At 39.6% G+C, this 24,583-nt stretch carries 21 protein-coding genes, 1 rRNA gene and 1 riboswitch; of the genes, 17 read left to right on the top strand and 5 right to left on the bottom strand.

The window, feature by feature from the left end; genetic code table 11:
- Positions 1 to 177 precede the first annotated feature (177 nt).
- Complete coding sequence (gene msrB / locus ACFQRG_RS17180; RefSeq protein WP_380968313.1) at positions 178 to 1,128, top strand: peptide-methionine (R)-S-oxide reductase MsrB; 951 nt, start codon at positions 178 to 180, stop codon at positions 1,126 to 1,128.
- Positions 1,129 to 1,181: 53 nt separating this feature from the next.
- Here the strand turns inward: msrB and ACFQRG_RS17175 are convergent, their stop codons facing one another.
- Positions 1,182 to 2,027, bottom strand: coding sequence for a sulfite exporter TauE/SafE family protein (locus ACFQRG_RS17175; protein ID WP_380968311.1), 846 nt, complete (start codon positions 2,025 to 2,027; stop codon positions 1,182 to 1,184).
- A gap of 108 nt (positions 2,028 to 2,135) precedes the next feature.
- Positions 2,136 to 3,965: an APC family permease gene (locus ACFQRG_RS17170; protein ID WP_380968308.1), complete on the bottom strand. Its 1,830-nt coding sequence runs from the start codon at positions 3,963 to 3,965 to the stop codon at positions 2,136 to 2,138.
- 474 nt (positions 3,966 to 4,439) lie between these two features.
- A riboswitch (cyclic di-AMP (ydaO/yuaA leader) is annotated at positions 4,440 to 4,604 on the bottom strand.
- A gap of 641 nt (positions 4,605 to 5,245) precedes the next feature.
- Between ACFQRG_RS17170 and qoxA the strand changes: the two genes are divergently transcribed.
- The 10 genes from qoxA (at position 5,246) to ACFQRG_RS17120 (ending at position 15,674) form a co-directional block, all read left to right on the top strand.
- Entirely contained in the window at positions 5,246 to 6,127 is an 882-nt protein-coding gene (qoxA, locus tag ACFQRG_RS17165; RefSeq protein ID WP_380968305.1) for a cytochrome aa3 quinol oxidase subunit II, read from the top strand.
- The gene (gene qoxB, locus ACFQRG_RS17160) at positions 6,114 to 8,075 is read left to right on the top strand and encodes a cytochrome aa3 quinol oxidase subunit I (protein WP_380968302.1); all 1,962 of its coding nucleotides are present in this window, start codon (positions 6,114 to 6,116) and stop codon (positions 8,073 to 8,075) included. The genes qoxA and qoxB overlap by 14 nt, the downstream gene beginning before the upstream one ends.
- Positions 8,075 to 8,695 carry a cytochrome aa3 quinol oxidase subunit III gene (gene qoxC / locus ACFQRG_RS17155; RefSeq protein WP_380968299.1) on the top strand — a complete coding sequence of 207 codons (621 nt, stop codon included), beginning with the start codon at positions 8,075 to 8,077 and terminating at the stop codon, positions 8,693 to 8,695. Before qoxB ends, qoxC begins: the two co-directional genes overlap by 1 nt.
- 3 nt (positions 8,696 to 8,698) lie before the next feature.
- A complete protein-coding gene (gene qoxD / locus ACFQRG_RS17150; protein WP_380968296.1) occupies positions 8,699 to 9,010 on the top strand; it encodes a cytochrome aa3 quinol oxidase subunit IV in 312 nt (103 codons plus the stop codon).
- Between the two features lie 227 nt (positions 9,011 to 9,237).
- Positions 9,238 to 9,990: a DeoR/GlpR family DNA-binding transcription regulator gene (locus tag ACFQRG_RS17145; protein ID WP_380968293.1), complete on the top strand. Its 753-nt coding sequence runs from the start codon at positions 9,238 to 9,240 to the stop codon at positions 9,988 to 9,990.
- Positions 9,987 to 10,919: a 1-phosphofructokinase gene (gene pfkB / locus ACFQRG_RS17140; protein ID WP_380968290.1), complete on the top strand. Its 933-nt coding sequence runs from the start codon at positions 9,987 to 9,989 to the stop codon at positions 10,917 to 10,919. The genes ACFQRG_RS17145 and pfkB overlap by 4 nt, the downstream gene beginning before the upstream one ends.
- Positions 10,916 to 12,805 carry a PTS fructose transporter subunit IIABC gene (locus tag ACFQRG_RS17135; RefSeq protein ID WP_380968287.1) on the top strand — a complete coding sequence of 630 codons (1,890 nt, stop codon included), beginning with the start codon at positions 10,916 to 10,918 and terminating at the stop codon, positions 12,803 to 12,805. The genes pfkB and ACFQRG_RS17135 overlap by 4 nt, the downstream gene beginning before the upstream one ends.
- A gap of 164 nt (positions 12,806 to 12,969) precedes the next feature.
- Entirely contained in the window at positions 12,970 to 13,236 is a 267-nt protein-coding gene (locus ACFQRG_RS17130; RefSeq protein ID WP_380968284.1) for a phosphocarrier protein HPr, read from the top strand.
- Positions 13,236 to 14,963, top strand: coding sequence for a phosphoenolpyruvate--protein phosphotransferase (ptsP, locus tag ACFQRG_RS17125; protein WP_380968281.1), 1,728 nt, complete (start codon positions 13,236 to 13,238; stop codon positions 14,961 to 14,963). Before ACFQRG_RS17130 ends, ptsP begins: the two co-directional genes overlap by 1 nt.
- 114 nt (positions 14,964 to 15,077) lie before the next feature.
- Positions 15,078 to 15,674, top strand: a complete 597-nt coding sequence (locus tag ACFQRG_RS17120; RefSeq protein ID WP_380968278.1) for a nitroreductase family protein — start codon at positions 15,078 to 15,080, stop codon at positions 15,672 to 15,674.
- A gap of 95 nt (positions 15,675 to 15,769) precedes the next feature.
- Here ACFQRG_RS17120 and ACFQRG_RS17115 read toward each other — a convergent pair whose 3' ends face one another.
- Positions 15,770 to 17,830 (bottom strand): penicillin-binding transpeptidase domain-containing protein, encoded by a 2,061-nt coding sequence (locus tag ACFQRG_RS17115; RefSeq protein ID WP_380968275.1) that lies wholly within the window; start codon positions 17,828 to 17,830, stop codon positions 15,770 to 15,772.
- Positions 17,827 to 17,955 (bottom strand): hypothetical protein, encoded by a 129-nt coding sequence (locus ACFQRG_RS17110; RefSeq protein ID WP_380968272.1) that lies wholly within the window; start codon positions 17,953 to 17,955, stop codon positions 17,827 to 17,829. The genes ACFQRG_RS17115 and ACFQRG_RS17110 overlap by 4 nt, the downstream gene beginning before the upstream one ends.
- A 184-nt stretch (positions 17,956 to 18,139) precedes the next feature.
- Here ACFQRG_RS17110 and phnC point away from each other — a divergent pair, with 184 nt between their 5' ends.
- The 3 genes from phnC to phnE (ACFQRG_RS17095) are packed head-to-tail and all read left to right on the top strand — an operon-like array spanning position 18,140 to position 20,501.
- The gene (gene phnC, locus ACFQRG_RS17105) at positions 18,140 to 18,910 is read left to right on the top strand and encodes a phosphonate ABC transporter ATP-binding protein (protein ID WP_380968269.1); all 771 of its coding nucleotides are present in this window, start codon (positions 18,140 to 18,142) and stop codon (positions 18,908 to 18,910) included.
- On the top strand, positions 18,910 to 19,698 hold the full coding sequence (gene phnE, locus ACFQRG_RS17100; RefSeq protein ID WP_380968267.1) for a phosphonate ABC transporter, permease protein PhnE: 789 nt from the start codon (positions 18,910 to 18,912) through the stop codon (positions 19,696 to 19,698). Before phnC ends, phnE (ACFQRG_RS17100) begins: the two co-directional genes overlap by 1 nt.
- Positions 19,695 to 20,501: a phosphonate ABC transporter, permease protein PhnE gene (gene phnE, locus ACFQRG_RS17095; RefSeq protein ID WP_380968264.1), complete on the top strand. Its 807-nt coding sequence runs from the start codon at positions 19,695 to 19,697 to the stop codon at positions 20,499 to 20,501. The genes phnE (ACFQRG_RS17100) and phnE (ACFQRG_RS17095) overlap by 4 nt, the downstream gene beginning before the upstream one ends.
- 76 nt (positions 20,502 to 20,577) lie before the next feature.
- Here the strand turns inward: phnE (ACFQRG_RS17095) and ACFQRG_RS17090 are convergent, their stop codons facing one another.
- A complete protein-coding gene (locus tag ACFQRG_RS17090) occupies positions 20,578 to 21,516 on the bottom strand; it encodes a phosphate/phosphite/phosphonate ABC transporter substrate-binding protein (protein WP_380968261.1) in 939 nt (312 codons plus the stop codon).
- 160 nt (positions 21,517 to 21,676) lie between these two features.
- Between ACFQRG_RS17090 and ACFQRG_RS17085 the strand changes: the two genes are divergently transcribed.
- From ACFQRG_RS17085 to ACFQRG_RS17075, 3 genes are all read left to right on the top strand, one after another.
- Positions 21,677 to 23,251 (top strand): bifunctional metallophosphatase/5'-nucleotidase, encoded by a 1,575-nt coding sequence (locus tag ACFQRG_RS17085; protein ID WP_380968258.1) that lies wholly within the window; start codon positions 21,677 to 21,679, stop codon positions 23,249 to 23,251.
- A gap of 117 nt (positions 23,252 to 23,368) precedes the next feature.
- A complete protein-coding gene (locus tag ACFQRG_RS17080) occupies positions 23,369 to 24,040 on the top strand; it encodes a uracil-DNA glycosylase (RefSeq protein ID WP_380968255.1) in 672 nt (223 codons plus the stop codon).
- 439 nt (positions 24,041 to 24,479) lie between these two features.
- A 16S ribosomal RNA gene (locus tag ACFQRG_RS17075) occupies positions 24,480 to 24,583 on the top strand; the annotation flags it as partial.

Genomic DNA, 24,583 nt, shown 5'->3' with positions numbered 1-24,583 from the left:
AAAAGCATCCTTCCGGTTAATAGATAATAAAAAATAGTTTCTCCCTTCTTATAACAGCTTTATACTTTCGGAGATGGAGAGAAAATTGATTTGGGCATTTCAAACCAAGTTTGTTGAGATAAGCATGTTATTTTTGGTAATATCACGATAACAAAAGTAGAAATGGGGCTGATAGTGATGAGTCAAGAATTAGCGACATTTGCCGGCGGATGTTTTTGGTGTATGGTCAAACCATTTGATGAGCTTCCAGGAATCATTAACGTTGTTTCGGGATATACAGGGGGTCACGTTGAAAATCCAACCTATGAACAAGTAACAGCCGGGACGACAGGTCATGTTGAAGCCGTTCAAATAACATTTGACCCTGAAATCTTTCCTTATGAAAAGTTATTAAATATATACTGGCGTCAGATAGACCCTACTGACTCTGGCGGTCAGTTTCATGATCGGGGCTCATCTTATCAAACAGCAATTTTTTATCATAATGAAAAGCAAAAACAGCTTGCTGAAGCTTCAAAGCAAAAAATTGAAAACAGCGGACGTTTTCATGAGCCGATTGCTGTTAAAATTTTGCCGGCAGTAACTTTTTATCCCGCTGAAGATTATCATCAGGATTACTATAAGAAAAATCCGTTCCATTATAAGCATTACTATCAAGGTTCCGGACGTAAAGGCTTTATTGAAAAAAACTGGGGGATTGAAAAAAATGATGAAGAGTTAAAAGAAAGGCTTACGGATATTCAATATCAAGTCACCCAGAAAAATGCGACAGAAAGACCGTTTGAAAATGAATTTTGGAATAATAAAGAAGAAGGCATTTATGTTGATATCGTTTCAGGTGAACCTCTTTTCAGTTCACTGGACCAATTCGATGCCGGCTGCGGCTGGCCGAGTTTCTCGAAACCATTACAATCTTATCATATCGAGGAGAAAGAGGATTTAAGCCATTTTATGATAAGGACTGAAGTCAGGAGTAAATTTGGTGATTCCCATTTAGGTCATGTGTTCAATGATGGGCCGGAGCCGACGGGTTTAAGGTATTGCATTAACTCTGCCGCGTTGCGGTTCATACCAAAAGAAGATCTGGAAAAGGAAGGCTATGCGGAATATAAGCATTTATTTGATTAAGTCAAAAGAGCTGCCGGTAACTGGCAGCTCTACGTTTTTACGAAAATAACTGTTTACTTTCTTAGTTTAAAACTTAAAGGCAATACGATAAAGGTAATTAAGATTAGACCATAAATCAGTAATATCATTATTTTGCTCGTTTCCCAAGTTGTTAAGATGATTCTTGTATTTGTTAAGACAATGATACCGCCGACAAATACCCCTAATAATTGTGTCGGAAGCACTCTAACCAGCCAGGCTGCAAGCGGTGCGGCCAGCAGCCCTCCGGCCATTAAGATAAATACCCATGACCAGTTAATATGCTCCGAACCAATGGATAATAAAAATCCAGCTGATGAAGCTATTGTAACGATGAATTCACTCGAATCGACAGAACCAATGACTTTTCTTGGGGACATATTCGGTTGTGTTAAAAGGAAGGGCGTTGCAATCGTTCCCCAGCCGCCCCCGCCGATTGAATCAACAAATCCCGCGACCAAACCCAAGGGCAATAATTTTTTATTTGATAATTTCGTTTTTACAGAGAGCAAATTGACATTTAAAAAATACTTTAAGATGATATATATTCCAAGAACGACTAATAGGATTGAAATATAGGGTTTAATTAAATCACCCGGCAAGCGGCTTAAAAAGCAAGCACCTGTAAATGCCCCAAGCGCTCCAGGTATAATCAATCTGAATACCAACTTTTTATCGACATTTCCCAGCTTTAAATGGGACAGGCCAGAAACGCCTGTCGTCACTATTTCTGCAATGTGAACCGATGAAGAAGCAATGGCCGGCGCTACCCCATACGTTAACAATAGCGAAGTCGAAGTTGAACCGTAAGCCATACCCAAGGAACCATCAATAAGTTGGGCAAAGAAACCGACAAATAAGAAAACGAATAGTTTATTCAATTCAACCACTCCCCAAATGATCACTGTTTCATATATATGAGCGGCTGATAAGGGTTATCCAACTATTAATAAAAAAGATAGAAAAAACCCTTCTATAGAAAGAAGGGTTTATTTTTTAAATCTATACGGGACAGTTGCCATCACAATATTTTTTGTCCGGACGAGGTAAGCTCTGATTAATAGTCCCGATTGGTTATGAAGGAAACTTTGCCACCATTTTTTCGTATAAAATTGGGGCATGACAACGGTTATTGTGGCTTCTTTTTGATCTGTTTTATATTTAACCGTGTCAATGAATTTACTCAATGGCGTTAATACACTTCTATAAAGCGAATGAAGTGTCACCAGTCTGACTTCTGTTTGCCATTCCTTCCATTGTTTTTCCATACGTTCTATGTCTTCAGGACTAAATCCTACATATACGGCAATCACGTGATCAGACAGAGACTTTGCATATACCAATGACTGTTCAACGACTTTTGTAATACCTGCGACAGGTACAATAACCACATTATCTTTTACCTTAATATCCTTTAAGTGATGTGACAAATCCACCCTTAATTGATCGCCGACAGCCAGATAATGTTTGTGAATTTTATGGAAGATAAATACAACTAACGGAATAAAGACAAGAACCAGCCACACTTTTTCAAATTTCGTGATGAAGAAAATGATGACTATCGTATAGCATATTAAAGCGCCGACAAGGTTAGCTATCAATTTTGGCACCCAGCCCTTAGGTCTTGTTCGAATCCATTTCACAATCATTCCGGTTTGAGATAATGAAAATGGGACAAAAACCCCAACGCCGTATAAAGGAATTAAATTGTCCGTATTTCCTTCAAAGGCAATAATAAGAAGAATTGATAAAAAACCTAAAGTGATGATGCCATTAGAATAGCCAAGTCTGTCACCCCTCACGGTAAAAGGCCTAGGCATATATTTATCTCTTGCAAGGTTATAGGCGAGCAAAGGAAATGCTGAGAAACCTGTATTAGCTGCTAATACTAAAATAAGGGCTGTTGTAGCCTGGATAAAATAGTAAAAAATATTCCGGCCAAAGACTGACGTGCTAAGGTTCGACAATACAGTTTGCTTTGCAGAAGGAGCAATACCGTACCAATAGGCTAAAAAGACAATGCCGGCAAAAAGAAACCCTAAAATACAACCCATCATAGCAAGGGTCGTTGCAGCATTTTTTGGTGCCGGATTTTTGAAATTTGGTATCGCGTTTGAAATAGCTTCAACACCGGTTAATGCTGAACAGCCTGACGAGAATGCCTTTAATAATAGAAATAAACTGACTCCTGCTACAGGTGTTCCTATGGCTGTATGAGCATTTGCCGGAACATGGCCGGTTAACACATGGTAGATACCAAAGATAATCAAGATGACCATAGCGAAAATAAATAAATAGACAGGATACGCTAATATAGTTGCGGATTCGGTTAATCCTCTTAAATTTAAAATAGTGATGATGATAACAATCAATACAGCAATAAGTACGCTGTAAGGATGCAAAGCAGGGACGGCGGAAGTAACGGCATCCGTACCTGATGAAACACTAACTGCTACTGTTAAAATATAATCGACTAATAAAGAACCGCCGGCAACAAGCCCAAAGTTCTCCCCCAAATTCTCCTTTGCCACCATGTATGCGCCTCCGCCATGCGGATAAGCAAAGATGATTTGGCGATATGACAGAATAAGAGCGGCTAACAGGATAAGAACGCCGATTGCAATTGGAAGGGAATACCAAAAGGCAAGGGCGCTTACCGCTGCCAATCCGATAAGAATTTGTTCCGGGCCGTAAGCGACAGAAGACAAGGCGTCTGACGAAAGAATGGCCAAGGCTTTTAATTTATTAAGCTTTTGTTCCTGCGCTTCATTTGATTTAAGCGGCCTGCCTATAAGGAGCCTTTTTACTTTACTAACCATTGATAAAACCTTCCTTAGCAGTTTATTTTCAAGTGAAAACATTTTGTTAAATAAGATTTTTAAATATGCTGCTCTTTGATCAGGGGTAATCCATCGTGCCTTTTTGTTACATTAGGAAAATATAAATTGGCAGCAAAGCTGCAACATGAAAAAGCTTCTTTGTAGCTTTGCGACGAGAAGTGGAACAACCTCTTCGAATAAGCTTCGGCGAAGGAGCATCTCGATTCAGGAACCAATTTTAAGTTCCAAGTATAAGTGCAACAAAGCGAGACTGCGAACGCAGTGAGTTAACGAGACTTGTGCTCTGGAGTACTAAGCCTCTGTCTACGCCTTTTAAGGCTTGCCAATCGGCAAGTTTTCTTTATTAGCATCCCCTTCTTTTTGCCATAAATGTAGGTTTGTCAATAAAAGAACACACCAAAAAACCGCAGAGGCAAGTGACTCTGCGGATATTTTAACCGTGCAAAGTTACCACTATCCTCTCTTCAAACGCTTACGAGGTTAGCTGACGGATTCGGGCGTGCAGAGTCGCCCTACTTTTCCGGAGACGGATATTAATCCGGAAAAGATTCACCCCATGCGGCATAGTGCCGCGGTTGGTTCCCCCGTTTCATAAAATGAACTCAGCGATTAAGATTTTGGAAACTATTTTTATATTAAGAATGAGAATATATTACTCCCGCTATTTTTTGTTGTAAAGAGATGAAATTCAAGAAAATACAACTGTTAAGGATGATTAATGCGCTTTCATCGGTGGTTTCCTCCGAATTTTATTAATTATGTTTATTTTACTATCAACGATACGGATTTAAATTAATTAAAATCCAATAAAGATATTTATAAAGTTTGCTTTATCAGCCCTCATTCTGTAAAATTAAAAACTGTGTGTCGAACATATAACGAAATTTGTATTTAAGTGGAAATGATGTTGATAATTCTGATTATTTATTTTAAATAAAAAAAGTAAATATCTGAATGAATCAAGGTAAAACTTGGGAGAGTAAGAGTAAAGGTGTTTTAACTGTACATAGACTTTCTCAAGTTTGAACAAACGGGGGAGGAATCGTGACAAAATGTTTATCAAAATTTGAGGATTTTTTGAACATGTGAATGATAAGGCTCAAAAACACCAATAATTTGGTATGATAAATACTGCTCACAGGCCTTAACGAATGAAAAAACAAAAGTTTTTTCAATTAATTCTTTTAGATGTTAAGGTCCCAAGGTTCGAAAACAACAAGGGTTATCTGCAGAGCAGAAAGGAGGAAAGGGCAGGAGCTATGAAAAAACTCGGTTTGAAATCATTTGCAGCTCTTACGCTATTATTAGTTTCTTTAACTGGTTGTGCTGCGGACAATCAAAATGTCCTTGATCCGCAAGGTCCCGTTGCCCGTACACAGTTTCACCTCATCGTTTGGTCATTTATCTTAATGGCCTTGGTTGTTTTAGGCGTATTCATCATTTTCATCGTTGTTCTTGTTAAAAATGGTAAAAAGAACAATCCAAATTATGATCCGGAAGATGATGGAAACGTTAAGCTCGAAGTCACTTGGACTGTTATACCAATTATTATCGTTATTCTATTAGCTATTCCAACTGTTAAAAGCACATATGACTTGGAAAAGCCGCCAAAAACAGCTGAAGCTAAGACACCGATGACAATTGTTGTAACATCAGCTGATTGGAAATGGGTATTCAGATATCCAGAGCAAAATATCGAAACTGTTAACTATGTTGCTATACCGTCAGATCGCCCAATCAAATTTCAATTACAAGCTAAAGGGGCTATGAACTCATTTTGGGTACCATCCCTTGGAGGTCAGGCCTATACGATGCCTAATATGAAAATGAGCTTGTGGCTTCAAGCGGATCACCCGGGCGACTATTTAGGAAGAGGCGCGAACTTCACTGGTAAAGGCTTTGCGCATATGCAATTCCATGTGTTAGCTAAGTCAGACAGTGACTTTAATAAATGGGTTCAACATGTTAAAAGTACAGCACCGCCAATCACCCAGAAAAAATATGATGAAATTATGAAACCTGGTACTGTTGGCCGTATGACTTTCTCATCAACACCTAAAGATGATCGTGCTGATATAGATATGTCGTCAGGAGATATGTCAGGAATGGATATGGGAGGCATGCATCATGGACAGCATTAAGCACTTCCTTGGCAGTTTCTTTGTCACCGGTGAGCCAATGATCTATATGGCTGATGTTGCGATTGTTTTGGTATCCATAGCGATCATCTTCGTGCTCACTTACTTTAAGAAGTGGAAATGGTTATGGAAAGAATGGTTAACGACAGTTGACGCAAAAAAAATTGGTATTATGTATATCATTGCCGCCTTACTTATGTTATTCAGGGGTGGCGTTGATGCGCTGTTAATGCGTTCGCAATTGGCTTTGCCAAACTTGCACTTACTGGACTCACAGCACTATAATGAAATTTTCACAACGCATGGTACGATCATGATCTTGTTCATGGCTATGCCGTTCATTATTGGTTTGTTTAATATTGCTGTGCCGTTACAAATCGGGACCCGCGACGTTGCGTTCCCATTTCTGAATGCGATTAGTTTTTGGCTCTTCTTTATAGGGGCTATGCTTTTGAACATATCCTTTGTCATTGGCGGTTCGCCGGACGCAGGATGGACGAGTTATACTCCTTTAGCAGGCAAAGAACTCGACCCTGGTGTAGGGGAAAACTTTTACTTGCTTTCTCTGCAAATTACAGGTATCGGTACGCTTGCCACTGGCGTAAACTTCTTTACAACAATTATTAAAATGAGAGCACCAGGTATGACGTTAATGAAAATGCCAATGTTTACTTGGTCAGTTCTTATTACTTCCGTTATCATCATGTTTGCGTTCCCGGTTCTGACTGTGGACCTTGCGATGTTAACAATTGACCGTTTGTTTGATGCACACTTCTTTACTACAACGGCTGGCGGTCAGCCGATGCAGTGGGCGAACTTGTTCTGGATTTGGGGTCACCCTGAAGTGTATATCGTTATTTTGCCGGCGTTCGGCGTGTTCTCGGAGGTTATCTCAACCTTCTCTCACAAAAAGCTGTTTGGATATCATGCGATGGTATTTTCAATGATTGCCATCAGTGTACTTAGCTTTATTACGTGGGTTCACCACTTCTTTACAATGGGAGCCAGCGCGGGGGTTAACTCGTTCTTCTCGCTGTCAACCATGCTTATCGCAATTCCGACAGGTGTTAAAATATTTAACTGGTTGTTTACCCTTAATAAAGGTAAGCTTGAATTCAGTACAGCGATGTTATGGTCGCTTGCTTTTATACCAAACTTCCTGATCGGCGGTTTGACAGGGGTTATGCTTGCAGTAGCGCCTGCTGACTATCAATATCATAATAGTGATTTCTTAGTTTCTCACTTCCACTATGTATTAATTGGCGGTACAGTATTTGCTGCTTTCGCCGGATTAACTTATTGGTGGCCTAAGATGTTTGGTCACATTCTTAATGAAAGACTTGGTAAATGGGCATTTTGGATCTTTATGATCAGCTTCAATGTCTGCTTCTTGCCAATGTATCTGGTCGGCCTATTAGGTATGACCCGTCGTATGTACACTTATCCGGCAGGCTTAGGCTGGACTGGTCTGAACTTTGTAGAGACAATCGGGGCCTTTGGAATGGGTCTTGGATTTATTGTCATGGTTTACAATATCTATTGGAGTGCCCGTTACGGTGAAAGAGATACAACTGGAGATCCATGGGATGGCCGTACATTAGAGTGGGCTACAACTTCTCCGGCTCCAGAGTATAACTTTGCGCACATTCCAACAATACAGCAAGTAGATGATTTCTACTATATGAAAAAAGAAGGCCGCGATAAAGAAATGCATAAAGCGCCTTATAAACCAATTCATATGCCGAATAATTCAGGCGTTCCGATTATTATGGGAGTATTCTTCTTTATTTCGGGATTTGGTTTAGTCTTTGATTGGATATGGATGGGAATTGTCGGTGCTTTAGGTATATTAGCTTGTATGCTGTACAGATCCTTTGAAACACATGATCATCATCATATACCAGTAGATGAAATTGAACGCACTGAACGTGAAGCAGGGAGGTTTTCATAATGGCTGCAACAACAACTAATCACGATACTAAGCCTTATGAACCGTTGGAATACTCAACGGAAGAAGGCAGCCTCCGGATATTTGGATTTTGGCTTTTCTTAGCAGCGGATATGGTGTTGTTCTCCTGCCTGTTTGCTACGTATTTAATGTATATTCACCATACGGCAGGAGGGCCATCCTCCAAAGAACTCTATGAAGTTAAAGATTTTATGATTGAAACAGTTGACTTATTGGTCAGCAGTTTCACCTGTGGATTAGCAACACTTGAAATGAGACGCGGTAATAATAAAGCGACTATTGCTTGGCTGATTGTGACATTGATTCTTGGTCTCGTCTTTATCGGTTTTGAAGCCAAAGAATTTACAGGTATGGTCCAAGAAGGAGCAACAATACAAACAAGTGCCTTCCTTACATCATTTTTTATCTTAGTAGGAACGCACGGTTGTCACGTAAGCGTAGGTATCTTATGGATGCTATGTATTATCGCCCAATTAGCAAAGCGCGGAATCAACGAACATACATCAAGAAAGGTTTTCATCGTCGGGTTGTATTGGCACTTCCTTGATGTTATTTGGATCTTCCTGTTTACCGCAGTTTATCTAGTAGGGTTGGTGTTATAAATTATGTCTAATGAACATACGCATTTTCATGCTGAGCATACAGGGTTTCCTTGGAAACATATCATTGGTTTAGTTATCTCACTAATATTAACATTTGCTGCGCTATGGATTGTAACATCAAATGCATTTTCTGTACCTTTTATCATCACAGCGATCGTTATCCTGGCTGTCATTCAAGCGCTTGTTCAGTTATTTATGTTTATGCATATCACTGAAGGCAGTAAGACATGGCAACTTACAGCGATTATTTTTGGCGCTTTCATCGCGTTCTGTGTCGTTGCAGGTACAATTTGGATTATGCTGTTTGCAGTCTAGTTTAATAAAGGGAAAAAACAGGGTGTATGGTGCACCCTGTTTTTTCGTTTAATAAGTTAATGGTTTTCCTAATGATTTCCCCTCGCTGTTAAATTCAGTCTGGGGATTTTTTTATTTTGTTTAGCTGGTAATTGATTATTTATAAATTATAATGATTGAATTTGATTGTTACTGATTGAAATTGAAAGGGTTATCATATATAATAAACCTATAAATGAGGTGATTTATTGTTAACACCAGAAAGACAACAATTAATATTAAAGTTTATTAAAGAAAATAAAATAGCAACTATCCATCAGCTTGTTAAGGAGACTGACAGCTCAGAGTCAACCATCCGCAGGGACCTTATTCAATTGGAAAAGGAAAATAAATTGGTTAGGTTTCACGGCGGCGCTCAGATGATCAAGTCAAAATCAGAAGAAACCTCGATCAGTGAGCGCTTGACAGCAAATTTTTCTGAAAAGAAGGCGATTGCCGGAAAAGCGGCTGAATATGTAGAGAAAGGCGATTGTATTTTTCTTGATGCAGGTACAACCACTTTTCATATGATTGAGTTTTTGCGGAAGGATACGATCGTTGTGACTAATGGATTGTCGCTTGTCAATGAATGTTTAGACAGAGGCATAGAAACCTATGTCGTCGGCGGCAGGGTTAAATCTAAGACAAAAGCATTTATTGGAAAAGGTGCTTTAGAAGGAATAAGCGCTTACCGCTTCGATAAAAGCTTTATTGGTATAAACGGTATTCATTTAAATTTCGGTTACACGACTCCGGACCCTGAAGAAGCGATGATAAAGAAAGCAGCTATGGATCTTTCAAACAAAGCTTATGTGCTTGCGGATCGGACGAAATTTAATCAAGTCTCTTTCAGTTTCGTTCACGACTTAAATAAAGCATCAATCATTACGGATAGTTTGGGCGATCATGAAGAAATTAATCAATATAATCAAATAACGACAGTAGAAACGGTGAAATCATGATATACACTTGTACACTTAATCCATCTTTAGATTACTTTTCAGAAGTTAATAATTTTCAAATAGGACAATTAAATAGAATGGACACGGATAAGAAAATGCCTGGCGGAAAAGGTATTAACGTTTCCCGGGTGCTGCGCCGCCTCGGCACGTCATCAGTAGCTTTAGGATTTATCGGGGGGTTTACTGGAGACTTTATACGCCGCCAGTTGGTCAGTGAAAATATTGATACAGATTTTGTTGAAGTTGATGGCGACACAAGAATAAACGTTAAGGTCAAAAGCCGTGAAGAAACAGAAATTAATGGTCCATCGCCGGAAATTAACAGCGACCAGGAAGATGAACTGTTATTAAAACTTCACCGGTTAAATGATGATGATATTCTCGTTCTTTCAGGCAGCATCCCGAGCTCTTTATCTGCAAATATTTATAAAGAAATGATGCTTAAATTAAAAGATAAAAATGTAAAGGTTGTTGTTGATACGAGCGGACAAGCCCTTAAGGAGGCACTGGCGGCACAGCCGTTTCTTATAAAGCCAAATCAAAGTGAGCTTGGAGAACTTTTTAATAAAGAGATTTCAACAATTGATGAAGTCATAGTATATGCACAAAAATTAATTGATGAAGGCGCTATGAATGTCATTGTATCAATGGGAGCCAATGGCAGTTTATTTGTTAATCGTGAAATGGCTGTTCATGCGGAAGTGCCTCAAGGAGAAGTGAAAAATTCAGTCGGTGCAGGAGATTCATTAGTTGGCGGATTCCTTTCTGAGTATTTACGGAGCGGCAACTTTATTGAGGCATTTCGATATGGAACAGCGTCTGGCAGTGCCACAGCTTTTTCAATAGATTTGTGTACCAAAGCAACTGTTGAAGAACTTTTACCTAAGATTCAAATCCATCATATAGAAAGGCAGGGGGGAAACCGGTGAAAATTACTGATTTATTAACAAAAGAGACGATTCTTTTAAATTTAGAAGCTGGAACAAAAGATAAGGCTCTGGATGAATTAGCAAGTAAGTTAAGTAAGGCTGGGAAGTTAAATGACTTTGGAACTTTCAGGAAGGCTATTGATCAAAGGGAGAAAGAGAGTACAACAGGTATAGGAGAAGGTATAGCTATTCCTCATGCCAAGACAAGCGCGGTCAAAACACCGGCCATAGCTTTTGCCCGATCAGAGCAAGGCGTTGATTATAATTCCCTTGACGGCCAGCCGGCGCATTTATTTTTTATGATTGCCGCCAGTGAAGGCGCTGATAACGCCCATTTAGAAACACTTTCACAATTATCGACTTATTTGTTAAAAAAAGAGTTTCGGGAAAAACTAATGAAGGCAGAAACAGCAGAAGAAATCGTTAACCTTTTTGAAAACCAGGATGATGACCAAGAAGATGCTCAGTCTTCAGATCAAAAAGAGTCTGGGAAAAAAGAAAAGATCCTTGCTGTAACCGGTTGCCCGACAGGCATAGCCCATACTTATATGGCTGCTGACTCGCTGAAAGAAAAAGCGAAGGAAATGGGCTATAACATAAAGGTTCAGACAAATGGTTCAACAGGCATAAAGAATCGCCTTACTGAAGAAGAGATTGCTGAAGCTGCCGGTATTATCGTTGCTGCGGATACGAAAGTCGATATGGATCCTTTTATAGGAAAACCTGTTGTTGAAGTTCCTGTAGCAGAAGCATTACGTGATCCCGAATCGCTTATTTCCCGGGTTATAAATGGCGAGGCTGCAATCTATAACGGGAATAAGAGCAGTTACCAACAGGCAATTAAAGAAGGTAAGGAAGAAAAGAAATCAAAACAGCCTGCCTTTTATAAGCATTTAATGAATGGTGTATCTTATATGCTGCCGTTTGTTGTTGGCGGAGGGATTATCATCGCTCTTTCGTTATTATTTGGCATTCATGCGGCTGAGAAAGGTTCACCGGATTATAATCCGATTGCCTATGCGCTTAATTTGATTGGTTCGGCTCACGCTATGGCGTTAATGGTTCCGATTCTTGCTGGATATATTGCTTATAGTATTGCTGACCGGCCTGGTTTCGCTCCGGGCGCTGTCGGAGGGTTTTTAGCTTCAACAGGACAGGCGGGTTTCCTGGGAGGATTAATTGCCGGATTTCTGGCCGGATATCTCGTTCTTTTAATTAAACGTATCTTCAGCCGTCTGCCGGAATCGTTAGAAGGGTTAAAGCCTGTATTAATCTTTCCTTTCTTTGGCATTCTAATTACAGGTCTGATAATGGTTTTTGTAATTGATCCGCCAGTAAAGTTTATAATGGATACGCTGACACACTGGTTAGGTTCAATGGGTACAACAAATAAAGTGTTATTAGGCATTATTCTTGCGGGTATGATGGCCATTGATATGGGCGGACCGTTTAATAAAGCGGCTTACACTTTTGGCATTGCCATGATTGGTGCGCATGATTATGCTCCTCAAGCTGCTATTTTAGCAGGCGGTATGGTACCGCCGCTTGGATTAGCATTAGCAACAACATTATTTAAGAAGAAATTTACGAAGTCTGAAAGAAACGCAGGTAAAACGGCTTATGCTTTAGGTGCTTGTTTTATTACGGAAGGCGCTATACCATTTGCGGCTGCTGACCCGGGTCGAGTTATTCCGTCTTGTGTGATTGGTTCGGCTGTGGCAGGCGGCTTGGCGATGTTTTTCAACATTGGGCTGCGCGCTCCGCACGGCGGAATATTCGTCATACCATTTGTTGACGGAAGTCCTTGGCTGTACATTTTATCTATTATTATAGGTACCGTCATAACTGCGCTGATCGTTGGTGTCTTGAAAAAACCGGTGAAATAACAGTTGGTTAAAATTACATGTTCGACAAAATTCGTTGAATAGGGCCATCTTAGTTTAAAAACATTTAAATAATTGATATAATGAATAAATGGACAGTGGTCTGTACCGGTATGTTCATACATTTTACCCTTAAAATAGACTGAAAAGTAAAGGAGTTAATTATTATGGCAGAAAAAACATTTACTGTAACAAGTGACTCTGGTATTCATGCAAGACCGGCAACAACTTTAGTTAACAAAGCCAGCCAATTTGGTTCAGACATAACAATAGAATACAACGGTAAACAAGCTAATTTAAAATCTATCATGGGTGTTATGGCCATGGGCATTCAAAAAGGCGCTGAAGTTAAAATTACAGCTGAAGGTTCTGACGCGGACGAAGCTATTCAAGCTATTGAGGAAGTTTTTAAATCTGAGGGGCTTGGAGAATAATGTCAGAAAAGATAAAAGGAATAGCGGCTTCCTCTGGCATCGCTATCGGTAAAGCATTTATTTTAAAAGATCCTGAGCTTAAAATAGAAATTAAAAAGATAACGGATACAAAGCAGGAAATCGGCCGTTTCCAATCAGCTGTCGATCAATCCAAGGTTGAACTGGAAGCGATTAAAGTGAAAGCGGATGCGGAGCTTGGAAAAGATAAAGCAGAAATATTTGCTGCGCATCTGCTTGTTTTAAGCGATCCGGAACTAATAGGTGCCGTCACACAAAAGATTGAAAATGAACAAATTTGCGCCGAAGCAGCTATGGATGATGTCTCATCTATGTACATTTCTATGTTTGAGAACATGGATAATGAATATATGAAGGAAAGAGCAGCGGATATCCGTGATGTTTCAAAACGTGTAATCAGCCATTTGCTTGGCGTTCAATTTTCAAACCCGGCGAGTATTACTGAAGAAGTAGTCATTGTCGCTCATGACTTGACCCCATCAGATACAGCTCAATTGAACAAACAGTTTGTTAAAGGATTTGTAACCGATATCGGCGGACGGACATCCCATTCAGCGATTATGTCACGCTCTATGGAAATTCCTGCTGTTGTAGGAACAAAGGCGGTAACGGAAAAAGCTGAATCCGGCATGCAAATCATCATCGACGGTTTATCAGGTGAGATCATTCTTAATCCAAGCGTTGAGGAAATCAGCGCTTATCAACAAAAACAAGCAAACTATGAAGAGAAAAAAGAAGAATGGAAGAAGCTTGTTAATGAAAAAACAATGACCAAGGACAACCAGCATGTTGAACTTGCCGCAAACATTGGCAACCCGGATGACATAGACGGCGTTCTTAATAACGGCGGTGAAGGTGTCGGTTTATACCGTACGGAATTTCTTTATATGGGACGCGATAACTTCCCTACAGAAGATGAGCAGTTTGAAGCTTATAAAAAGGTTTTAGAAAAAATGGAAGGAAAGCCGGTCGTCATCAGAACCTTGGATATCGGCGGCGACAAAGAGCTTCCATATTTGGACTTGCCAAAAGAGCTTAATCCATTTTTAGGATTCAGAGCGATTCGCCTTTGTCTTGAAAGACAGGATATCTTCAGAACGCAGTTACGTGCGCTTCTAAGAGCCAGTGCGTACGGAAACTTAAAAATTATGTTTCCGATGATAGCGACACTGGATGAGTTCCGGCAGGCAAAGTCGATACTTAATGAAGAAAAAGAACAGCTTGTCGGGCAAGGCGTCGGAGTATCTGATCAAATCGAAGTTGGCATGATGGTTGAAATCCCATCAACTGCTGTTATGGCGGACCGATTTGCTAAGGAAGTAGATTTCTTCAGCATCGGTACGAACGATTTAATTCAATATACGATGGCAGCAGACCGGATGAATCAGCACGTATCCTATTTATATCAACCTTATAATCCGGCTATCCTCCGCCTGGTTAACATGGTGATTCAAGCTGCCCATAAAGAAGGCAAATGGGTTGGCATGTGCGGGGAAATGGCTGGAGACGAAATAGCTATACCGATTCTGCTAGGTCTCGGACTTGACGAATTCAGTATGAGCGCAACCTCTATTTTGCCTGCAAGAAGCCAAATAGCAAAGCTGTCAAAAGAAGAGCTTGCGGGACATATCGATGAAATCCTGGCAATGGATACAGTCGATGAAGTCATCGGCTTTGTCAGGGGTCTGACCCCAAAAACCTGTGGATAATGTGGATAAGGTAAGATCATATGATTTATATTCATTTTATTTTAATGATATGATAAGTAGAGGGTCAGTTAATGATCCTCTATTTTTTACATAGACAAAGGGAGGCAAACTTGATTGGTTAAACAAATATCTGAATTCCGTAAAACTTCTTATAATATTGATCCAATATTTTTAAAGCGGTGGTCACCAAGGTCTTTTCAGGAAAAGGAAGTACCTGAAGATGTATTAATGAGCCTGTTTGAGGCTGCACGTTGGGCGCCGTCTGCCAGCAATGAACAGCCATGGCGGTTTGTTGTGGCAAGAACTAAAGAAGAACGCGAGAAATTTTTTCCGTTTATTATGGAAGTGAACAGGCTTTGGTGCGAAAAAGCGCCTGTTCTAGCCGTGATTCTTTCTAAGCAGGCCAATTCCAAAAATGAATTTAACCGTACACATGCTTTTGATACCGGTGCTGCTTGGGGGTATTTAGCCCTTGAAGCTGCGAATAAAGGGCTTATTACTCATGCTATGGGCGGATTTTATAAGGATAAGGCCAGGGAGATTCTAAGTGTCCCGGAGGAGTATGATATTCATGCGGTCGTAGCAATTGGCTACCAAGGTAACAAGGAAGATTTGCCGGAAAAATTTCATGAAAGGGAAAAACCATCCGATCGGCATGAAGTCAAAGATTTTATATTTGCAGGGTCTTTTGGCAAAAAAGCCGATAAATAAAAAGCTGTCATATAGAATGCTAATATAGCGATAATCATTTAGGAGCAAAAGCAAAACAGCCAAGCCTTTATTAAAAGGCTTGGCTGTTTTTAAACTTATTTCGCAAGGACTTGCTCAAATACCTTTTTAACTTTTGGACTGACGTAATGACTGCCTCTTTTATCTTGGACATTTTCAATCATCATATTAACTAACAGTTTCGGATGATTGGTATTAACTGCAACAAACCAACCAATTTCCCGGCCTTTTTCACCTTGTTTTAATTTATATTCAGCTGTTCCGGTTTTACCTGCCAAAGGAATACCGTTTATTTGTGCATCATGGGCGGTACCATGAGGACTGTCGACGACTTGGGTAAGGTCGTTAAGAATTGTTTTAGCTGTTTTCGGTGACATGACATTTTCTTTCCAATAAGCCGGTCCGTTATTATCGTTTGTTTTGATTAAATGAGGTTCGACAATATTTCCTTCATTCACAAAGGCTGTATATGTTAAAGCAAGGTGAACAGGGTTTGTTAAAACTTGGCCTTGCCCATATCCCGAATTTGCTAAGAGCAAATCACTGTCAATTGAACCGCTATTTGAGATTTGAGATTTTTCCATTGGGTATTGAACCGGCAAGGAATCACCAAATCCAAACTTTTTAGCGCCTTTTGCAAAAGCGTCCGGGCCAATTTTTAATGCCGTCTGGGCAAAATAAATGTTATCGGATCGGACAAGGGCGTCTCTGAGCTGAACATTATTTAAAGAGTCCAAACGGGTAACATAATAATTTCCCCATGATGAATCTTTTTGCCATTTTCGTCCGTTAATTTTAAAGGTCTCCTCAGGCGTGATGGCTCCGTTATCCAATGCTATCGCAGCCGTTATCGGTTTAAATGATGAACCCGGGGCGTATGCGTCTGCAAACCGGCTGAGCAAAGGATTGTCAGGATTTTTGCTTAAGGCTTGGTATTGTTTATCAGACATACCGCGAATAAAATCATTTGGGTCAAAGGATGGTGTGCTGACAACTCCTAAAATATCACCGTTTTCAGGATTAAGCGCTACAGCTGTTCCGACATTGCCTTTCAGTTGCTGGTACAGCGCTTCTTGAACTTTGCTGTCAATTGTTAGAGTGACATTTTTCCCGTTAACCGGCTTTTGTTCAGCAATTGTATGGGTTTTTTCGCCATGGGCATTCTCGATATAAATAATGCCGCCGTCTTTACCCTTAAGTTTGTCTTCCAGAGATGCTTCAAGACCTTTTTTTCCAATGATTGAATTTGCGTTATAACCTTTGTCTTTATATTTCTTAAGAAGTTCTGCTGTCATTGGTCCCGCGTAGCCGGTCAGATGGGCACAAGCTTTTCCGCATGGATAGACGCGGTCTTCTTTATCTTTCTTAACTGCGCCCGGTAAAGACGCCGCTTTATTAATCAGCTTCTTATCTTTAGGATCAACAGTTGCAATTGGAACAAAGCTGTCACCCTTCACCCAAGAAGCCTTTAACTTTTGATTAATGTCGTCTTTTGACAAATGAAGCCATTTCGCAAGCTTTTCTTTCGTTTGATCAGCGTGTGAACCAAGTTGTGACGGCACGATGCCGATATCCGTGTTAAAGCCATTAATCGCCAACCCTTTTCCGTTGCGGTCAGTGATTTCTCCCCTTTTGGCTTCAAGTGTAAAAGCTCTGATTTTATCACCGGATTTTAATTCGGGAAAAATCATATCAGGATTCCAATTAAGGTACCAATTCTTTTTATCCTTGTGCTTTTCTTCAACAAGGGTTGCCTTTTGATTAAATGAAACAGGCCCGGCTAGTGTATCCATACTAACTTTAAATGGCAAATGAATTTGGCCGTTCTTGTCCGGTTTAACTTCCTTCTTAGGTTTCTCAAACCTGATTTTTAAGTTTTTAGCCTGAACACCCTGATAAATGTTTTTGTAGCGGCTGACAAACTGCTCCTTAGAGTACTTATTTTGGGAACCTTTTGATAAGTATTGATACATTTTGCTGTAATCTTGCTTTTGCCATGAATTAATATAATTAGTAAACCGGTCAGTCGGTTTTGGGACATGATCACAGCCGGAAAGCACAATGACAAGCCCTAAAATGAAGAAGGCAAATACAAGCTGTCTATGATATGTAAATTTTGTTTTAAAAAAGTCTCTCATTTTTTCCCCCTTATTATATTTTTACACTTCAGGAAGGCGTTAATCGCCAGCAAAGCTGCAAAGAAGTTCTTTAAAGCTGCTGCTTCTTTATCTGCGCCTTTTAAGTTAGCAGTTTCTTTTAACACTATTAACCATTTTATTATAGTTTTATGACAAAATAAACAAAAAATTTAACCTTAGAAAAATAACGTTAATATTATTTTAAATTCCGAATTATCTTGAATAAACAGCTGATTATGTTACATTTAAATTGTAAAAGTTTTCGAAATTCAATTCCATTAAGTTATATTAAAAAGGGGAAGATAACTTATGATTGAATTTAAAAATGTGTCAAAGGTTTATCCCAATGGGACGGTCGGACTTAAAGATATTAATTTAAAAATTGACCGCGGGGATTTTGTTGTCATCGTAGGGCTTTCCGGAGCGGGTAAGTCTACGCTGCTTCGGTCGATTAACCGCCTTCATGAAATTACTGATGGTGAAATTTTAATTGACGGCAAATCCATTACCGCAGCCCGGGGTAAGTCGCTCCTGAGAATTCGCAGGGACATCGGTATGATTTTCCAAAATTTTAATCTTGTAAAACGATCTTCGGTATTGAGAAATGTATTGTCCGGCCGAGTCGGGTATCATTCGACAATCCGGACTTTATTAGGTTTATTTCCGAAACAGGATATTGAACTTGCCCTCACTGCTTTAGACAGGGTCAATATTAAAGAGAAAGCCTACTCCCGTGCTGATGAACTATCAGGCGGACAGCAGCAGCGTGTGTCTATTGCGAGAGCTTTGGCTCAAGAGGCGAAAATTATCCTTGCAGACGAACCTGTAGCATCACTGGATCCATTGACAACAAGACAAGTAATGGATGATCTTAAGCGAATAAATAAAGAATTGGGTATAACAACAATTGTTAACTTGCATTTTATTGATTTAGCCAGGGAGTATGCAACAAGGGTGATTGGCATTCGTGATGGTGAAGTTGTCTTTGACGGGCCAGTAGAAGAGGCTACGGATGAAAAGTTTTCGGAAATTTATGGCCGGCCAATTGATGAAGAAGAAATGTTAGGAGAGGCAAAGTAATGGAAGTGGCGCATGTAAAGGCGACAAGGAGACTGTCAAGGATCAGGAATTTTCTGTCTGTTATTTTTATTATTCTTCTAATATGGGGCAGTGCTGTTAAAACGGGTGTATCATTCTCGAGTTTCGTTAAAGGGCTGCCTAACATGGGAACGCTGTTTGCCGAAATGTTTCCGCCTGACTGGAGTTATTTTGGCTATGTCACGAAACCGATGCTTGAAACAATTCGAATGGCGGTTTTAGGGACAACTTTTGGCGGGATTATTGCCATTCCATTTGCATTGCTTTCTTCCCGAAACGTTGTTCGTACACCTGTCATTTACTATCCGGCGAGATTTATCATGAATTTAATTCGGACGATACCGGAGCTGCTTCTGGCTGCCTTATTCGTTCCGATTCTTGGTATTGGCGAAATTCCCGGCATCCTGGCTATTGCAGTTTTTTCCTTTGGGATAATTGCTAAATTGGCTTATGAATCCGTTGAAGCCATTGATCCCGGGCCGTTAGAAGCCATGACAGCTGTAGGCGCTAATAAGATACAGTGGATATTTTTTGGGGTCGTTCCGCAAGTAACCGCACAATTCATGTCATATTTCCTTTATAGTTTTGAAATAAATATTCGGTCAGCAGCTATTTTAGGTTATGTCGGCGCCGGCGGTATCGGTTTATATTTAAATAATACACTAAGCTTTTTTCAATATGATCGTGTATTAACAATTATCATTTATACGTTGATAGTTGTTATCGTTATTGATTTTGTAAGTAATAAAATCAGGGAGAAATTATTATGAGTCAAATAGCGATGAATAAGCCAAAAAAACCATTGAAAAGGCGCATTAGGAATTGGGCAATCTTAATTGTTGTTGTACTTATCTATTTATGGGCGTTTATAGGGATGCCGGATATTAATATAAAAGATTCCGCCGGACAGGCAACAACAGCGATTGTCAGCGGACTTTTTCATCCTGATTGGGGTTATATATCTGACCCTGGCGGTGAAGATCTCATCCATGCGCTGCTTGAAACTCTGGCGATCGCTGTTCTGGGTACATTTATTTCTGCTATTTTATGTATTCCATTTGCCTTTTGGGCGGCCAGGAACATGAGTAAACACAAATGGGTTTCCGGTACGGGTAAATTGGTTTTAAGTGCTATTCGTGTATTTCCCGAACTTATTATGGCTCTTTTATTTATTAAAGCGGTTGGATTAGGGCCTTTTGCCGGGATATTGGCTTTAGGATTCCACTCCGTTGGGATGCTTGGAAAGTTATTTGGAGAAGCTGTTGAGAATATGGATTTTGGAGCGACTGAGGCCTTGACTGCATCCGGGGCCAATCGTATACAAACATTGTGGTTTGCGGTTATTCCTCAAGTTCTGCCGGCATTTTTATCTTATACATTATATCGTTTTGAAATAAGTGTCCGTTCGGCGACCATTCTCGGCATTGTTGGAGCCGGCGGTATCGGTGCACCGTTAATCTTTGCGCTTAATGCTCATTCATGGAATCGTGTTGGTATTATCCTATTAGGTATTATTGTTATGGTCACGGTGATTGATCTTATATCAGGTGCAATTAGAAAGCGGCTCGTATGAGAATATAGGACGGAATTTCTTTATTTGTGAACAAAAAAGACAGCCGGCGCTTTAACATACACCGGCTGTCTTTTTGTTATTTTCCGATGTCTTTAACCTTGCTGCTGTATTCACGGACGATATCGAAGTTAGAGTCTTTTGATTTTGTGTATCCCACATGGGAATAGATCGCTTCAATAATTTTTCTGCCTTTAGGGTCTTTGCCGATTTTAATAAATGCGTTAGCAATTTTATCTTTCCACTTCTTAGACATATCCGGCCGGACGCTGATTGTGTCATTAGGGATTTTGGCAGTAGTATAGAGCACTCTTGTCTTTTTAAAAACATCAGGGTATTCGCCTTTAACAATATTGCGGGCGTCTGAGAAGACAGCTACGGCGTCTACATCACCGTTTAACAAGGCCTCTACCGCTTTATCGTGTCCTTGTAATTGGACGCCTTTAACATCTTTTTGGGCGTCAATACCGTGTTTTTTCATTTCAACAGCAGCCCATACATAGCCGGCAGAAGAGGTTGGCGATTGCCAGCCGATCGTTTTTCCTTTTAAGTCTTTCAGGGATTTGATATTTGAATCTTTTCTAACAAGAATAATAGATTTATACCAGTCTACGAGTTGATCAGTATTGGAGCCGTCTTTTGGGTTGACACCGTAGCGCAGGGCTTGCAGCAGAACATCCGCATAACCTTTTTTATGTGCCATCACATAGTCGGTCGGAGGAAGAAAACCAAGATCCAATTGTTTGGAGCCTAAGGCCTCAACAACACCGTTATAATCGGTTGTTACTGTTACTTTAACAGGAATCTTAAGTTCTTTTTGCAATAAATTCGCCAGAGGTTTTGCTTTGGCTTCAAGTGTATCGGCATTTTGTGAAGGAACAAATCCAATTTTTAATTCTTTAGGAACGTAACCATCCTTCGCATCACCGGAAGTCTTCTCGCTGCTGCTTCCGCATGCTGCGAGCAATCCGACGGCCAAACTTAATGTTGCTAATAGTGCAACAAGCTTTTTCACCATACCTTTACCCCCGTAAAATAGTTTTTGATGATTGCATCTTTATAATATAACAGAATAGTGAATAAATAAATGAAAATTTTCAATATTTTTATAAACTTAATAAATGTTTCTTGATAAAGTAAAGTTAATATAGAATGGTTTAAAAAAGAGAGGTTTTTTTATGAAAGAGTTTCGTTTAGTGATCTTAGAAACCAGCGATGTTCACGGAAGCGTATATCCGATTAATTATGGGACAAACAAAAAAACTGATGTTGGATTGGGCAAGATTGCTTCGCTGATCAGAAGTGAAAGAAAACGTCATGATAATGTACTTTTATTAGATAATGGCGATGTGATTCAAGGGACGCCGCTTACATATCATTATGCACGTTTCAACTATGAGAAACCGAATCCGATGATTCTGCTTATGAACGATCTCAAATATGAAGCTGGTGTATTTGGTAATCATGAATTTAACTATGGATTAGATATATTATTAAACGCCGTTAAAGAATCAAATTTCCCTTGGTTGTCTGCGAATATTTTGGATGAAAAAACTGAAGAGCCTTACTTTGGCAAACCTTATTTTGTCCGGGAATTTGCCGATGGACTAAGGGTAGGCGTGTTAGGTTTAACGACTCATTATATTCCTAATTGGGAAAAGCCTGAAAATCTTGAAGGGATATTTTTTGAAGATGCAGCGGTATCCGCGAAAAAATGGGTGAATTATTTACAAAGTGAAGAAAAGGTTGATTTTATCATAGTATCCTACCATGGCGGTTTTGAACGTGATCTTGAATCAGGGGAGCCTACAGAGGCTTTAACGGGTGAAAATCAGGGGTATCAAATTTGCCAGGAAGTTGAGGGGATAGATGTCCTTTTGACCGGTCACCAGCACAGACTTATATCCGGTCAACAAATTAACGGCGTCTTAGTTGTCCAGCCGGGAAACAATGGTAAAGCATTAGGTAAAGTAACGGTTGACTTTAAGAAGGGTGAAGATGGCTGGCGCTGTGTCAATAAGCAGTCGGAGCTTTTGTCTATTGAAGGTGTTGAACCGGAATTAGATATTTTAGAAAAAGTAAGGACATACGAAAATGAAACACAAATCTGGCTTGATCAGCCCATTGGAAAGATAGAAGGAAATATGGTTGTTAACGACCCAATGGAGACGAGAACAGAGGATAATGCTCTTATTGAATTTATAAATAAGGTACAAATGGCTGCATCCGGTGCGGATATATCAAACACTGCTTTGTTTGATAATCAATCACCGGGCTTGCCCCAAAATGTTACGATGCGCGATATAGTGGCGAACTATATTTATCCGAATACTTTAAAGGTGATCCGGATCACAGGTCAAGATATAAAGGATGCCTTAGAGAAATCAGCTTCGTATTTTCAACAAAGTCATCATGGGGATATTAAAGTAAACCCGGCTTTTTCAACTCCGAAGCCTCAACATTATAACTACGACATGTGGGAAGGTATAGAATACATCATTGATATATCCAAACAGCCGGGTGAGCGTATCGTTAAATTGGAACGTCACGGCAAGCCTTTAGATATGAAAGCGGAGTATGATGTTGTTATGAATAATTACCGTTCCGGCGGCGGCGGGAATTATTTGATGTACAAGGACAAGCCGGTTATTAAAGATATTCCGATTGACGTATCAGAGCTGATTGCTAATTACATATTAGAGAAAAAGGTTGTTAAGGCTCAGGTTAATCATAATTGGAAGGTTATTTATTAATATAGAAAGGGATCGAAAACAATCCTTAATGCAGACCCGATCATTTTGTATAATAAAATGGTATAGGTAATTATGTAAGTTAAATTCATCTTAAAATTTTTAAGCGGGGTTTTCGCAGTGATTTTAAAAAATGATTGGTCAGATTATTTAAATGAGGAGTTTCATAAAGATTACTATTTAAACTTAAGGGGTTTTTTGAAAAAGGAATACACCAATCAGACAATCTATCCCGATATGTACGATATTTATAATGCACTTCACTATACATCTTATGACAAAACGAAAGTTGTTATTTTAGGTCAAGACCCTTATCATGGTCCGGGACAGGCACATGGGTTAAGTTTTTCCGTACAGCCGGGAGTGAAACAACCCCCGTCATTACAAAATATTTTTAAAGAACTTCAAAATGACTTAGGCTGTGAAATTCCCAATCACGGATGCTTAATTGAATGGGCGAAACAGGGTGTTCTTTTATTAAATACAGTATTGACGGTAAGAAGAGCAAACCCAAATTCACATAAAGGTATGGGATGGGAACAGTTTACCGACCAAGTCATACGGAAGCTTAATGAGCGGGACAAGCCTGTTGTTTTTATATTATGGGGCCGTCACGCTCAAGCAAAGCAAGAGCTTATTACCAATCAAGGACATTGTATTATTAAATCGCCGCATCCGAGTCCTTTTTCAGCAAACCGCGGTTTTTTTGGCAGCAGGCCTTTTTCAAAAGCGAATGCATTTCTTCAGTCGATTGGGGAACAACCGGTGGATTGGTGTATTTCAAAACAGTAATTTTTTAAAGCAAACGGATGCCTGTATTGGATATCCGTTTGCTTAATTATTAACAGGTAAAAAACATCTAAAAAAACTGTTGACTAAGTCTCATGAAGATGGTACTATAAATCTTGCCGATTTCGTAGTGCTATTCACGAAACGGACAAAAAAACATATTGACATCGAATTTGATCAATGTTAATATTAATAGCGTCGCTTTTGAAAGAAAAAAGCATAGCGAAAAAAGTTGTTGACAAGATGAAAACAACTTGGTATAATAAAAAGGTCGCTGTCGAACGGCGGACTTAAAGAATTAAGAGATTGTACCTTGAAAACTAAACAAAAGCCAAGCGTAATTAATTGGGTAACCAACCTATTAATTTAAAATAGCTAAGGAACATAACGATTAAAAGTATTGCTGTTTAACAGCTTTAAATAAGGATGTTCGCATCCAAACTTTATTGAGAGTTTGATCCTGGCTCAGGACGAACGCTGGCGGCGTGCCTAATACATGCAAGTCGAGCGCGGGAAGCAAACAGATCTCTTCGGAGTGACGTTTGT

This window comes from Scopulibacillus cellulosilyticus (assembly GCF_042665295.1).
GTDB lineage: Bacteria > Bacillota > Bacilli > Bacillales > Sporolactobacillaceae > Scopulibacillus_A > Scopulibacillus_A cellulosilyticus.
Note: the sequence above shows the minus strand (reverse complement) of the source record. Positions and strands in the feature narration are given on the sequence as shown.